The 14,095-nt window shown below is 55.7% G+C and carries 15 protein-coding genes; 2 read left to right on the top strand and 13 right to left on the bottom strand.

Annotation, left to right across the window (positions count from 1 at the left end):
- Window positions 1-86: 86 nt before the first annotated feature.
- The 6 genes from KTH_RS05090 to KTH_RS05065 form a co-directional block, all read right to left on the bottom strand.
- Window positions 87-335: a mersacidin/lichenicidin family type 2 lantibiotic gene (locus KTH_RS05090; protein ID WP_497616865.1), complete on the bottom strand. Its 249-nt coding sequence runs from the start codon at window positions 333-335 to the stop codon at window positions 87-89.
- A 70-nt stretch (window positions 336-405) separates the two neighbouring features.
- Complete coding sequence (locus KTH_RS05085; protein WP_497616861.1) at window positions 406-684, bottom strand: mersacidin/lichenicidin family type 2 lantibiotic; 279 nt, start codon at window positions 682-684, stop codon at window positions 406-408.
- Between the two features lie 56 nt (window positions 685-740).
- The gene (locus KTH_RS05080; protein WP_111323434.1) at window positions 741-1,001 is read right to left on the bottom strand and encodes a mersacidin/lichenicidin family type 2 lantibiotic; all 261 of its coding nucleotides are present in this window, start codon (window positions 999-1,001) and stop codon (window positions 741-743) included.
- A 28-nt stretch (window positions 1,002-1,029) separates the two neighbouring features.
- A complete protein-coding gene (locus KTH_RS05075) occupies window positions 1,030-1,272 on the bottom strand; it encodes a mersacidin/lichenicidin family type 2 lantibiotic (RefSeq protein WP_111323432.1) in 243 nt (80 codons plus the stop codon).
- Window positions 1,273-1,290: 18 nt separating this feature from the next.
- Window positions 1,291-3,504: a peptidase domain-containing ABC transporter gene (locus KTH_RS05070; RefSeq protein ID WP_497623185.1), complete on the bottom strand. Its 2,214-nt coding sequence runs from the start codon at window positions 3,502-3,504 to the stop codon at window positions 1,291-1,293.
- Between the two features lie 3 nt (window positions 3,505-3,507).
- On the bottom strand, window positions 3,508-3,696 hold the full coding sequence (locus tag KTH_RS05065) for a hypothetical protein (protein WP_497616855.1): 189 nt from the start codon (window positions 3,694-3,696) through the stop codon (window positions 3,508-3,510).
- Window positions 3,697-4,396: 700 nt separating this feature from the next.
- Here KTH_RS05065 and KTH_RS05060 point away from each other — a divergent pair.
- A complete protein-coding gene (locus KTH_RS05060; protein WP_497616852.1) occupies window positions 4,397-5,428 on the top strand; it encodes a GAF domain-containing protein in 1,032 nt (343 codons plus the stop codon).
- 98 nt (window positions 5,429-5,526) lie between these two features.
- Window positions 5,527-6,384, top strand: a complete 858-nt coding sequence (locus KTH_RS05055) for a class I SAM-dependent methyltransferase (RefSeq protein WP_497616850.1) — start codon at window positions 5,527-5,529, stop codon at window positions 6,382-6,384.
- 49 nt (window positions 6,385-6,433) lie between these two features.
- On the opposite strand, the gene KTH_RS05050 is transcribed toward KTH_RS05055, so the two are convergent.
- From KTH_RS05050 to KTH_RS05020, 7 genes are all read right to left on the bottom strand, one after another.
- Window positions 6,434-6,916 carry an aminoacyl-tRNA deacylase gene (locus KTH_RS05050; protein ID WP_497616845.1) on the bottom strand — a complete coding sequence of 161 codons (483 nt, stop codon included), beginning with the start codon at window positions 6,914-6,916 and terminating at the stop codon, window positions 6,434-6,436.
- Between the two features lie 183 nt (window positions 6,917-7,099).
- Window positions 7,100-7,543 (bottom strand): NUDIX domain-containing protein, encoded by a 444-nt coding sequence (locus tag KTH_RS05045; RefSeq protein ID WP_497616841.1) that lies wholly within the window; start codon window positions 7,541-7,543, stop codon window positions 7,100-7,102.
- Window positions 7,544-7,632: 89 nt separating this feature from the next.
- Complete coding sequence (locus KTH_RS05040; protein ID WP_111323418.1) at window positions 7,633-8,445, bottom strand: hydroxypyruvate isomerase family protein; 813 nt, start codon at window positions 8,443-8,445, stop codon at window positions 7,633-7,635.
- 18 nt (window positions 8,446-8,463) lie between these two features.
- On the bottom strand, window positions 8,464-9,942 hold the full coding sequence (locus KTH_RS05035) for a nucleobase:cation symporter-2 family protein (RefSeq protein WP_497616836.1): 1,479 nt from the start codon (window positions 9,940-9,942) through the stop codon (window positions 8,464-8,466).
- Between the two features lie 98 nt (window positions 9,943-10,040).
- Window positions 10,041-10,454: a DUF3830 family protein gene (locus tag KTH_RS05030; protein ID WP_111323414.1), complete on the bottom strand. Its 414-nt coding sequence runs from the start codon at window positions 10,452-10,454 to the stop codon at window positions 10,041-10,043.
- 32 nt (window positions 10,455-10,486) lie between these two features.
- Window positions 10,487-12,682 (bottom strand): xanthine dehydrogenase family protein molybdopterin-binding subunit, encoded by a 2,196-nt coding sequence (locus KTH_RS05025; RefSeq protein WP_497616829.1) that lies wholly within the window; start codon window positions 12,680-12,682, stop codon window positions 10,487-10,489.
- Window positions 12,679-14,091, bottom strand: coding sequence for an FAD binding domain-containing protein (locus KTH_RS05020; protein ID WP_497616825.1), 1,413 nt, complete (start codon window positions 14,089-14,091; stop codon window positions 12,679-12,681). The genes KTH_RS05025 and KTH_RS05020 overlap by 4 nt, the downstream gene beginning before the upstream one ends.
- Window positions 14,092-14,095: the final 4 nt, after the last annotated feature.

The raw sequence follows: 14,095 nt of genomic DNA, 5'->3' as shown, positions 1-14,095 counted from the left end.
GGAAGGGCAGGGGAGGCGCTTATCCTGGAAGCGCCTGCCTCCTCCCTCCCTGCTACATTCTCAATGTGTCCACAATACGTTCAGGTTTACCAGCAGCCATGTCTGGCATAGCCGTAGTAGCGGGAATAGCAGCCATAACGTGAGTGACGACGATGGCACCACCAGTAAGAGCGATACCTGCGACCACTGGACCAATACCCGCCAGCAATCCCGCCTAGCTCCTCATCCGATAGTTCGGAGATCTCACCTACCGGGCTCTCGGGGAGCTGCTCTTCGGCTGCCAGCTGCTTGCGATATTCAGCGTCTTTCCACGCACGAACGATCTTCGAGTTCATTGCTTCTTCCCCTTTGCAGGAAGCAAAATCCTGCGTTTTGGCCTACGCGTTTTCTGGGAGGGATTTTCTACTACCAGCAAATTCGGATAGGTCCTACAACCACATTTGAGTAATAGCAGCCTCCGTAGGAACGACACCCACCATAATAGGAACGGCGCCGCCGACATCTCCACCAATCGTAGGACCAGTAGTGGCTACTCCCATATCCACCAGCAACCTCGCCTAGCTCCTCATCGGACAGCTCGGTGACGCTCCCAACAGGACTTTCGGGGAGACGTGCTTTCTCCTCTTCGGAAAGCTGCTTGCGAAACTGCGCATCTTTCCACGCTCGAATAATAGTTGAGTGCATCTGCTCTCTCCCTTGTGTGTCTCAAAGTACCCTCTCAAATCCTGCACAATGCAGTTCTACAAGCAGCGACGGCCATATGGGTCATAGCGCTTCGAGTAGCAGCCGCCATAATAGGAGCGGCGCGGGCGGCATTTCCGCCACCAGTCCGACCAGACGAAGCCATAGCCTCCATGCCCACCCGTCGCTTCGTCCAGTTCCACATCTTGCAACTCGCTCACCTCGCCTACCGGGCTCTCGGGGAGCCGTTCGCGCTCCTCTGCCGTCAGTTGCTTGCGATAGATCGCATCTTTCCATGCCCGTGCGATCCAGTTGTTCATGCATCCCTCCTTTCCTGTATATGTGTTTTCACCAGCACTGACCGTTATAGAACCGCTGCGAGAAACAGAGATATTTCGACGAAAAGTCGCGACACTCTCGAAGGAATTGGGTGTTTTCCATGCCGCGCCCGCCAGCAATCCCGCTCAGTTCCTCGTCTCGCAGCTCGCACACTTCTCCCACCGGGCTTGCAGGCAGCCGTGCTCTCTCTTCCTCAGAAAGCTGCTTGCGAAACCGCGCATCTTTCCACGCTCGAATAATAGTTGAGTTCATGCCTCTCTTCCTGCTGCATTAATACAGCGAGTCGTCGTCCTGCTCATGCGCAAGCTGATGGCGAATAAGCCGGGCATAGGTGCCATCTCGCTGTAAGAGCTCCTGATGCGTCCCACGCTCGATAATCTTCCCCTGCTCAAGCACGACGATCAAATCAGCGCGGCGAATCGTGCTCAACCGGTGCGCGATGATAATTCGGGTACAGCGCAAGGCCCGAATATTGCGCTCAATCGCCCGTTCCGTCTCGACATCAAGAGAACTGGTCGCCTCGTCCAACAGCAGCACGACGGGCTTATGAGCCAGAGCCCGCGCGATTGCCAGCCGTTGCCGCTGGCCACCGGAGAGGGCGCTTCCCCCTTCAGCGACCAGGGTTTCATATCCCATCGGCATCTGCTCAATATCTTCGCGTAACAGCGCCTGTTGAGCCGCTTCGAGCACCCGTCCCATATCGATAGAGGGATCATGAAAGGTGATATTCTCTCGAATGGTCCCGCTAAAGATCGTCGCGTTCTGCATCACCGCCCCGAATTGCGCCCGCACAGCCCGATAATTGAGCGTACGCAACGGAAGATAATCGTAATAGATTTCCCCCTCGGTCGGCTGGTGAAGCCCAAGCAACAGTTTCCCGAGCGTACTCTTCCCTGAACCGGTCTTCCCGACAATCGCCACACTCTGCCCTGGCTCGATGTCCAGGTCAATTGCCTGAAGCACATCGGGCGAAGTAGGATCATAGCGGAAGCTCACCCCCTTCAGCGCAATACGCCCGGACAGCTCGGGAGGCCGATCGGTGATCTCGCCTTCCTGCTCCGATTTCTCTTTCAGCACATCGGAGATACGTTCAAGATGCGAACGTGTTGTCCAGAGGCTTTGCCCGGTTTCTACAAGCGAGCCTAGCGGCATAAGAAAGGCGATCGCAAGCGCGTTCAACGCCAACATGACGCCGATGCTGAGCGTCCCGTTCAGTACCAGAATGGTACCCGCCCAGAGCAAGAGCAGTGGAGCAAGCGTCGATGTTAAAGTACGAAATGTATCGATAAACGACGAGAACAGATTTTTTCGGACGGAAAGGTTCAATTCCTGATAGAAAAAGTTCGACCAATGATGCATAGCACGCGGTTCAGCGCCCGCAGCCTTTAGCGCCTCGATGCCGGTCAAGACCTCCGTTGCATAGCCATAGGAGCGCCCCTGTGCGTTTAGCTCGCTTACCGTCAGATACTGCAAACGCTCCCGCGTCAGAAAGAAAAGTGTCATCTGCAAAGCGCCGATTCCCAGTGCAATCAAGCCAAACAGACTCGACTGCCAGAAGAGCAAGACCAGATAAAAAGTCGCTAAACCACCATCGAGTAACGAGCTTAACAGTTCCTTACTGATCAGATCCTGAATAACCGTGTTACTGTTTAAACGTGCAATAATATCGCCACTTGAGCGAAGCTGGAAGAAACGCAATGGAAGCGAAAGCAGATGCTCAAAGAAGTAGACCATAATATGTTTATCTACTCGCGCCTGCAAATAGACCAGCAGCAACGACCGTAACAGCGTCACTACAACCTCCATTGCAAACAAGACGACAATTCCAAGCCCCAATGTCATGATGACAGTGTTCAGTTTTTCTGGCAAAATGACATCCACAATCAGGCCGGTCAGCAGTGGGATGCTCAACGGCAAAAGCTGCAAGACCAACGATGCAAGCAATACCTGGAGCAACAGGCCAGGAGTCTGCCGTACAAACGTCTTGATGTAGGAGCGAAGCCCAAAGAAGGGTGATGAGCGCCGCCGCTCGAATCCTGGCCCTGGCTCCAGCAGGATCATGATCCCGGTAAAGCCCCGATCAAACTCCTCCAATGTCAAGCGTCGCCGCCCGTTTGCAGGATCAACGACCTGCACCGTGTCCTTCGTGCAACGCTCAAGAATCAAGAAATGGTGGAACTCCCAGTGAATGATAGCTGGAAGGCGCAGTGAGCGAAATGCATCGGCTTGAACCGAGACTGCCCGCGTCTTCAGTCCATAGCCTCGTGCTGCCCGTACCAGGTTATACGCTGAAAAGCCGCCTCGCCCTATGCCACACGTCTCACGTATTTCAGTGATAGTGATAGCATGGCCATAATAGCTTAAAATCATAGCCAGACAGGCCGCGCCACATTCCAGCTCACTCATCTGAAGTATTTCTGGAACCCTGCGCTTATGGGCTCCGAGCCTGTATGGCCTCCTCTTTTCCCGTCTGGATGTCTGCATCATCTAGCCTCCAATCTGCCCGGATAGAAGCTGCATGAGACAGAGCAGACCCACAAACAACAGAACGAGAACTATCCAGAGCAATTGCACACGGAGTGGAACACCCAGTTGAGGCGTCACCTCTTGCTCCTGCCTTCTCATATACTGTTCTACTGCCTGGTGACGAAAAATGCGGCGTTCAAAAGGTTCCATAGAGCACGCCTTACTGTTCTCTTCTAAAACTGCATTGGCGACAGAAGTTATAGGAGAAACATCTTATCAGGAGGGAAAACAAAGCAAGTATATCCCTTCGTCGGCCTTCCAGAGCACTCCCAACCCGTTTCACCCTGCCAGCTCTATCGTGGGAATGCTCCACTATTTCTGTCGTCATCCTGAAAATGAGCCGTGCTACAAAAACAGTGTCTACAAAGACGAAGGTTCAGCTTTTGAGGAAAACGTGCTAACACATGTCTTGATCAGTTGCCTGACAAAGTTTTGTTACATTGGCAAAAGTATATCCTCCCCATATAGCATATGTCAAGCTCTTTCCCCTATGAATTCAGCTCAATACTACTTTTTCTTAACTTTTCATTCTTCACAGTTCTCTATTATAAGAAGATGTTGCAGAATTCCTTTTTTCCAGGAGGGATAGAGCGAACCCTTCTACCGGAAAAACCGCTCTCTAGCGCCCCTCGAAACCCGACAGAGAAAAAGCCCTCGCCTGGCCCGGGAAGCCCTTGCAACGTTCTCGAGCTGCGTATAACAACAAAGTTAACGACAAAGTTATTTTGTTGTTATACATTTCCCTCTGAGGGCCAGGAAGGTGTATACTGAATAGAGAGAAATGTACTCTCACGTATCGATAGAGCTCCACCATATATCAACCCTCTGTATAGAAAGGGCTATAGTATCAATGAACAGGGAGGCATTTTCCTGGCGCTCCTTCCTGGCAGAGATCATCAGCGATCCTCAGGAAAAGCAACGACTGGCGAACGCAATGGGCATCAATCCAGTGACGCTTACTCGGTGGGTAAGTAGTCCCTCGCGTGCGTCCGGGAAAGAGAAATACCCGAGACCACAAATTCACTCACTTCAACAGCTTGTGGCTTCTCTGCCCGAATATCGCGAAAAGCTCATCCCTTCGCTGCTTCAGGAGTTCCCGGAATTATCGCGGGAAGATTTTCAGCTTCCCGAGACACCTCCACGATTTATAGAACCGCTCTCGATTCCCGTTATTTGTTATGAAACAGTCTTACAGGCAATCTCCTTGCTGGCAGGAGAGCTACGCTTTATCACTGTTTTTGATCATATCTTCAATTATGCGATTCAACAGCTCGACCCGGAACGCCTGGGGCTGGTCGGTAGCTTAATCGTATGTACGGCTCCCAGGCCTGGCCAGAAGGTCCACAGCCTGCGCGAGCTCTTTCGCATCGGAACGCGCCCCTGGAACACCGAACGCGAGGAGCGCAATATCTACTGTGGAGCCGAGTCGCTGGCCGGGCAAGCCATTTCAACCAGCCATCACTACGTCATTGAAGACGCGCATACCTACACAGGCTGGCTTCCCCTGCGACCGCTTGACCACGGCAGCAGTATCGCTGTCTGTCCGATTCAGCGTACCGGGAAAGTGGCCGCCTGCCTCTCGTTCATCAGCACCCAGAAACGCTTTTTCACCCGTGACCGCGTCCAGCTTATCCAGAAATACTGTCATCTTGCGGTAGGCGCATTCGATGAAAATCAATATTTTCCGCTCGATCAAATTGAACTCAGACTATTGCCACCTCCAGAAAAACAGGAACCATATCTCCGTCTTTTTAACAAGCGTGTACAGGAGCTCCTCTTGCAGGGAAAAGCGATGACTCGCATGGAAGCTTCAGTCATAGTGATGAGGCAATTAGAGGAAGAACTTATTCAAAGTGCAGCTTTAGATGAGGCCGTATACTAAAATGATATACTGATTTATCGTCTGTCCTTATGCAAAATGCGCCAGAGAGCCCCGGGCTTGAGCCGGGGAAGTGTCAAGAAAGAAGAAAGGGCTTCGGTATGAGGCGCTCAAAGCAGAGCAGAACGTATCTTATCGACCCCGAGAGCAGCGCAGAAAAGGCACGTCTCTTGCAACAGGGCCGCCTCCTGACCAACAAAATGGGAGGATATTTACCCGAACAGACCGATCTCACGCGCTTCCATCGCTTGCTTGATGTCGGGTGTGGACCGGGAGAATGGGTACTCGATCTGGCTTTCGAGCATCCCGAATTCGAGGTTGTCGGCATCGATGTCAGTGAACAAATGATTGAATACGCGCACACGCAGGCCCGTATGCAAGGGCTCGAAAACACGTCGTTCCACGTGATGGACGCCACACAGCCCCTTCGCTTCCCTTCTCGCAGCTTCGATCTGGTGAATGCACGCACGATAGCAGGATTTATGCCCCGCGCTTGCTGGCCCTTCTTCATCAATGAGTGTGTGCGGATCCTGCGCCCGGGCGGCATCATTCGCCTGACAGAGTGCGATCAATGGGGTATCACGAATAGTCGGGCCTTCGAGCGCTTCCATCAACTCTATATGAAAGCCGGGCATAATCGTGGCCTCGGCTTCTCCGAAGGCGCTGTCACGCTGGCGATTACACCAATGCTGAAGCGCTTTCTACAAAATATACACTGTCGTTCTATTCAAGAGCGACCCTTTGTGTGGAATTTTTCCGCAGGAGAAGAGGGACATCAGGGTATGTATCTCGATTGCGTGGCCTTCTTCCAGCTCGTACAACCAGCCCTGCTTGAGCAAGGACTTATCAGCGATAAAGCGCTTGCGAAGCTATACGAACAGGTTCTCATAGAGATGCAGGCAGAGACGTTTTGCGGCATCACGTTCTTTCTGACTGTCTGGGGCGAGATCGATATATAAGAGAAGGCACAGGTAGTTTTTCGTTTCTTGCTTCCATGCCGAGCACATCCTATCTGGTATAAATGGCAGAACGCGCACAATCCAACTTAATCGGATGAGCCAGACGCTCAAAATCCTCGTACTTTATCTGGATCGCCTCGTGATGTGACCCAGCGGGAAAGATAATCTCTTCTTCCTCCTGGAGACGCGTATCAACATATACTGGAATGTTGTAGAGGTTCCCGAGAGGCGGCATCGCTCCGAGCTCACAGTCCGGGAACAGCTCTGCAAACTCATGCTCACGAGCAAGCTGCACCAGCGATGCATGGAACGCCTCCCGAAGCCGCTCCAGATCCACTTTCTGCGACCCCGGAAGTACCAGCATCACCAGCTTTTCATCAACATAGGCAAGTACCACTTTCGCAACCCGCTGTTCAGGCAGTTGCTTACACTGCGCAAGTGCATGGGCACTGTACGCACATGGATGCTCCACGATTTTATATGGAATCTTGCGCTCCTCTATATGCGCAATTATTCGCTCCTTGCACGACATCGCTCCACTTCCTCTCTGCAAGCGGCATCGAAGCAAAGAAACGAGCCACTACCACGGGCCATTCATTGAAGAGCATATCCGTTTTCAGCAAGCCCTCCATCTCTCTTTATTTTACTGGTAGAGCACAAGATCTCTCCTCCATCTCATGTATAAGAAGAAAGCTCAGTGGGCTGCACTCCATTATTACTCGATGCGCTGGAAGTAGACGGTTCTCCCTTTTCCCGCGAGCCAATCAGCTAACGGCCTGCAATCATACCATGAGTGCACCTCGAGCAGGCGTACAACCTCACTCTCGGTGACCCACTCAGCCCCGATCACCAGCCCATCCGGGTCCCGTGGCTGGATCTGTCCGCAGAGCGCACAGGCGAAGTGGAAGGCAAAACCGGCATGAACTGGCCCCTGCTCAGTTTCACGCACAAGCTGCACCACAAAAGCCAGCTCAGGTGTTCCCACCAATTGCAGCCCCGTCTCTTCCAGCAACTCGCGCCGTAGCGCCTCCTGCAAAGGCTCCCCGGGCTCAACGACGCCACCCGGCAACCACCAGGAAAGCCGCTCGTCCCCTCGATGTCGCACCAGGAGAAAGGAACCATCCCTCCGCGCTAACCCAAATACAGTATGCTGCTCCATTTTCCGATATCTCTCCTTTTTCTTGTATTATAGAGTAGCAGGGCAAGACAAAGAAATGGGGCTCCCCAGGCCCGGGAAGCCCCTTGACGCTACAACAGACGGAGGCGAGAGACGGAATTTGAGCCTTTCTTTTCAGCAGGCAGCCAGGCAAAGCTTTCTTCCGATGTGGTTCGTGGGTTGTATTCCAGGCCGACAAACAGACGGTAATCAAGCCTCTCAAGCTCTTCCAGGATGTGTCGATAATGCAGCTCACCGGTTCCGGGTTCGTGACGGCCAGGCGAATCCGCCACCTGAATATGACCGATCCGCGCCAGATGCTTGCGCAGGGTGGCAAGAATGTTCCCCTCCATACGCTGCATATGGTAGATATCATACTGATACCGCACGTTGGGCCGATTTACCCTATCGAGCAGGTCAAGCACATCAGCCGTGGTTGTCAGCGGGTAGCGCGGGTTCTCGAAGCTGTTCAGCGACTCCACCACGATCTCTACGCCCGCCCGGGCTGCCCGATCAGCCGCCCAGACCAGATTCTCATAGACCAGGGTTCGCTGCTCTTCCTCACCTACGCCTGCAAGCCTGTTTCCGACCAGCGCGTTCAGCCGCGGACAACCAAGCGCTCGCGCCAGGTCCAGAGCGCGCGGCACGTGCTCTCGAAAGCGCTCCTGTTGCGCCGGATCGTTGAGAAAGCCGCGCTCGCCCGCCGCCATATCGCCCGCATCAAAGTTCATCAGGGCAACCTGCAAGCCGTGCTCACGCACCTGCCTCACAACCGCGTCAGCCTGCTCGTCACCTGGCCACCAGAGTTCAACCGCGCCAAATCCAAGCTCAGCCGCACGCCGAAAGCGCTCAAGGAATGGAACCTCTTTCAACAGGATCGAGATGTTCACGTCGAACTGTACCATAAAGCTATTGAATCCCTTCTAGTCCTCTTTATCCGGTATACCCTTTTCTTCCCGCTTCGGCGCAGGTGCCTCGGATGCAAACTCATCCAGTCGGGGCCCCTCGGTCGCCAGGACAGGTTGCAGTTCGTGCTCCTCATGCTCCATGATTTCATCTTTGTGGCCGCCACCCTTGAACCCGTGAAAGTAAATGTTGAGCACGATAGCAGCCACACAGCCGGCAGTGATTCCACTATTTGTGATGATCTGCAACCAATCAGGCAACTGGTGATAGAAGGTCGGCGCTCCCACAGGGATCATCCCGACACCCAGGCTCACAGCAACAATCATCACGTTCGCATGGTTGCTAAAATCGACCTTCGCAAGCGACTTGATACCGACTGCCGCCACCGTGCCGAACAGCACAATCCCGGCTCCGCCAAGTACTGGCGCCGGAATCGCTGCGACAACCGCGCCAAGCTTGGGAAACAGCCCCAGAACAAGCAGCATCACACCGGTCGTCGCCACCACGAAGCGGCTCTTGACGTTGGTCAGGCTCACCAGGCCCACATTTTCAGCGAACGCGGTATATGGGAACGAGTTCAGCACACCGCCAATCATCGTCGAGAGGCCGTCCGCACGCAGGCCGCTTGCCAGCACACGGCGTGACACGCGCTTCCCGACGATATCACCAACCGCGATCATGTCGCCCGTCGTCTCAGCCATCGTGACCAGCATCACCAGCGTCATCGCCGCAATCGAAGCCAGGTCAAACGTCGGCAAACCATAGCGGAATGGCGTCGTAATGCCGAACCAGTCGGCCCTTGTCACCTCGGCAAAGTTGGTCAGGCCAAGCGGAATAGCAACCAGGGTGCCAATGACGATCCCGAGCAGCACGGCGATATTACTGATGAAACCACGGAAAAAGCGGTAAATCAGCAGAATAAACACCAGGACGGCGAACGAGAACAGGACAATCCCGATATTGCCAAATGCCGGGTCCGAGAGCGCCTGCCCTCCACCGGCCCAACCAATCGCCGCAGGAAGCAGCGTCAGACCGATCGTGGTAATGATCGTCCCCGTCACCACGGGCGGGAAAAAACGCGTAATTCGACTGAAATACGGGCTTATCAGGAAGACAATCAGGCCCGAGACAATCACTGAACCATAGATCGTCGTCAAGTCGTGCGTATTACCAATCAAAATCATGGGCGTGACGGCGGTAAAGGTACACCCCTGGATGATTGGCATTTTTGAGCCGATGGGCAGCTTGCCCAGACCAAGAACCTGAATGAGAGTCGCAATACCGGATGTGAAGAGATCAGCATTAATCAGGTAGACGATCTGCTCCTGACTCAGCCTGAGAGCAGCCCCGACCAGCAGCGGAACCGCAACAGCACCGGCATACATGACCAGAACGTGTTGAAAACCATAGACCAGGAGTTGTCCCAGTGGTAACACTTCATCAACAGGGTGAACGGCCTTTGTCTGTTTCTGCGCGTCAACGGTGACATTTGCCATAAAAAACCCTCCAGATTTCAATTGCTAACGGTGCGTTGCGGTGGCTTCGGGAGCCAGATCGCACAGGGAATCAGGCGGCATCCCGAAGCGCTCGCATCCTAGCCTCTCTCGAATACGATGTCCTGGGCTCCTTCCCAGAGTACCAGACGACCAACCTCTTTTATGTTCTCCATACCCTCAACAATAGTCAGAAAGTGATTTCCCGCCAGTTGACCGACTTTACTGGCAAAACAGGTATTCCCGTACGGAAATAGCAGCTCGGTCTCGCTGAACCCCCCGGGATAGAGTAAGAGCTGTCCAGGAGCCGGATGACTTGTATGGTTCTCAAAGCTCAGCCCCGTATCGAGCTCACCAAGCGGGATCCATGCCGCCTCCCCACTCCAACGAGCCTGTACCAGCCTGTTACGGAACGGGAGCCAGCGCTTGAACGCCTCGCAGGTTCGGGGTGCGTCCTCCTCCTCCATCCGGGCCAGAAACGAGAGCGAACCAACCGTGATACGTAATAACTGCATTCATACCTCCTGTATGCTTTTTTCCTTTTGCTTTATTGGGCGGCTATCGTCGCTTGCTGTTGTTCTAACTCGGACCGCTTCCGAAGCGCCGCAAGCACACGCTCCGGGACCATCGGCAGTTGCTTCAGCCAGACCCCTACCGCATCATGAATCGCAATCGCCACCGCAGGCGCAAACGGCACAAGCGGCATTTCGGCGACACCACGCGCACCATACGGGCCGTTGGGATCGGCAAGTTCCAGCACGACCGGTCGAATATCATGCGGCATATCAAGGGCCGTGGGGAGCAGATAGGTGCTCAGGTAAGGGGTCAGGACATGGCCCTCACGCACCTGGAAATGCTCCAGCAGCGCATAGCCGACTGCTTGCGCAAGACACCCCTCAATCTGTCCCGTCACCTGCTGCATATTGATCGCTTTTCCTACATCATGCACGCTAATCACCCGCATCACCCGCACCTGACCGGTCAGCGTGTTCACCTCCACCTCGACCGCCTGCGCCGCGTAGCCATAGCAATAGTTCGGGGTAGCGCGACCGCTTCCCGCCTCCATTGCCGTCGTCGCGGGCGGCCGAAACTGGAACGTGGCCTCGGCCCTCTCGTCATCGGTATAACTCCACTTCTCACGCGCCGCCAGAGCCGCATCACGCACCGCACGCCCACCCATCAGCGTCATACGTGAGGCCGAGGTACTGCCCGCGTTCGGCGTTATGCTGCTGTCCTCACAGATCAGCGATATCTTCTCAAGCGGCAAGCCAAGCGCCTCCGCCGCAATCTGACGGAGTGCCAGATGCGCCCCCTGCCCGACATCGGTCGCACCGATCCGCACTTCGGCCCGCTCTAGCTCGGCCTCGCCAAACACCGTCACGGTCGCGGTTGCCTGCTCTGGATACCCGAACGAGTAGCCCAAATTCTTAATCCCGCTGGCGATCCCGCGTCCCCGGCGCAAGTACGGCTCGGACGGCTGCTGAAGCTCACCCCATGTACGCATCTCCTCAAGGCAGCGCTCAAGCACGGGAAGCGCACTGACGCCAGGTGGCAACTGGTTCTGTGTCGGCTCAATGCTGCCCTCACGGTAGATGTTCTGACGGCGCAGCTCAACCGGATCCATACCAAGCTTGTGAGCAAGACGCGTTACCATGATCTCGGTCGCAAAGTGAGCCTGCGGTGCCCCAAAGCCGCGAAATGCACCACTCGGTACATTATTTGTATAGAGCGCGTAGGCGTCGACCTTGATATGTGGAACCTCATAGCAGCCGCTTGCGAAGAGCGCCGCGACCTTCAGCACCTCCTCGCTGGTGGAGGCATAGGCCCCGCCGTCAGCCAGCACTTCGGCTTCCACCGCCACAATCCGCCCACCCTTCGTCACACCCCAACGACAGTGAATGGTCATCGGATGCCGCTTGTGGTGCGCAATGATCGACTCTTCTCGGCTCCACTGCATCGCGACCGGACGCCGCAATTTCCAGGCAGCCAGAGCAAGCAAGTGCTGAAGGGAGAGGTCTTCACGGCCACCAAACGCGCCACCGACCGCAGCATAGCGAATGATGACCTGTTCCTCAGGGAGTTTGAGTATTTTTGCAATCTGCCGGCGATCCTCGTGCAGCCACTGGCCCGCCGTTTCGATAATAACGCGATTCTGCTCATCGATATATGCTATACCGGCCTCGGGCTGCAAGTAGGCGTGCTCCTGCCAGCCTGTTTCAAAGGTATCTTCAAGCGTCAGATCGGCCTGCGCAAACCCGGCGCGGATATCGCCCTTGCGAATAGGCACATGCTTCAGAATGTTCGTGCCTGGTTTTTCATGCACAAGCGGCGCATCGGGAGCCAGCGCGGCCCGGGCATCACAGACCGCTGGTAGATCCTCGTACCGCACTACAACCTGCTTCGCGCCCGCTATCGCCGCCTCTTTGCTTTCAGCGACAACCAGCGCCACCTTATCGCCCTCAAAGCGCACCACGTCCTCGCACAGCACTGGCTGATCGTCCACCCCCAGACCAAAGGCGTTATAAGGAACGTCGGCAGCGGTCAGCACAGCCACCACTCCGGGAGCCTGTAGAGCCGCTTCGGTCTCAAGCGCAAGGATACGCGCATGTGGACGATGAGCATACACCACATGCATATGCAGCATGCCGGGCTTGATGAGATCTGCCGGATACCGCGTTGCACCCGTGACTTTGCCGATCGCGTCGGGTCGCTTCAGAGGCTCACCGATAATACTTCTTCTCATGATTTCCCTGCCTTCCCGGCTGTCAGATCGCTCTGCGCAGCAGCCTGTACTGCATCAAGAATCTTACTATATCCTGTACAGCGGCAAATGTTGCCACTCAGCGCCACACGCACCTGGTCGAGATCGGGGTGCGGACACTCGTCAAGCAGCTTGGCACCGGCCATCAGCATACCCGGGATACAGAAGCCGCACTGGACCGCCGCACAATCGACGAACGCTTGCTGCAAGGGGTGCAGGGTGTCGCCGTCGGCCAGTCCCTCGATCGTGGTTACTTCGGCACCGTGAGCCTGTGCAGCAGGCACCAGGCACGACATCACCGCCTGCCCGTTCAGCCAGACCGTACAGGCCCCACACTCACCCTCAGCGCAGCCCTCCTTCGTGCCGGTCAGCCCCGCATCCTCACGCAGCGCGTTGAGCAGCGTCTTGCGCTCCGCACCAACCAGGCGGCAAGGCTTCCCGTTCACCGTCGTCTCGATGGTTCCCGTGAATGGTTTGGCCTCTGCTTGCTTGCCGGTATCCAGCGCTACAGGCGCATCCATCCGCTGATCTCGCACATCGTTCGCGGCAATGCGACGCAGGCCCTGCTCAATATAGTGCTGCAATGTCTCATAGCGATACTCCGCCGAGGCTCGCACATCGCCGATCGGCGTTACATCCTGCCTGGCGATTCGGCCCGCCTCCTGACAGGTTTCCGCGTCTAGCTCCTTGCCCTGAAGATAGGTCTCAACCGAGCGAGCATGCACCACCGTCGGAGCCAGGCAGCCAAGCGTGATCCGCGCCTGACTGACACGCGGACCGTCAAACGTCAGGACGAACGCGACATCGATCACCGAGATCGCCTGCGCGCCCCGCAGGCCAAGCTTGAGGAAGAGGCCCCGCTGCTGCTCGCGCAACGCAGGAACCCGAATCTCACGAAGCAGCTCCCCGGGCCGCAGCACGGTACGCCTGAAGCCGGCATAGAAGTCATCAAGCGCGACGACACGTTCACCCTCCTTGCTACACAGCACAACCTCGGCCCCAAGCGCCATCAGGGGGGCAATGCTATCGTTCGCAGGCGACGCGGTAATCAGGTTGCCCGCCAGCGTTGCCCGATTGCGAATCTGCGGTGCGCCGACCTCCCAACATGCCTGAGCCAGCGGCAGCAGCCGTTCGCGGCAAGCAGCCGACATCACGATATCGTTATGCGTCGTCAGGGCACCAAAGGCAAACACGCCCTGCTCCTCACGCAGATAACGCAGCTCCGCAAGCCCCGTAATATCAATCAAGGTCCGCGTCGGCTTGACCCCGCGCTGAAGCTCAACCAGCACATCGGTCCCACCCGCAACCACCCGGGCCGTATCCCCATATCGCGCCAGTTGCTCCAGCGCCTCCGCAAGCGTTGTCGGGCGAACAATCGTTTCCCAGAACATAATG

Source organism: Thermosporothrix sp. COM3 (genome assembly GCF_059696735.1).
This window is presented reverse-complemented; position numbering and strand designations above follow the sequence as displayed.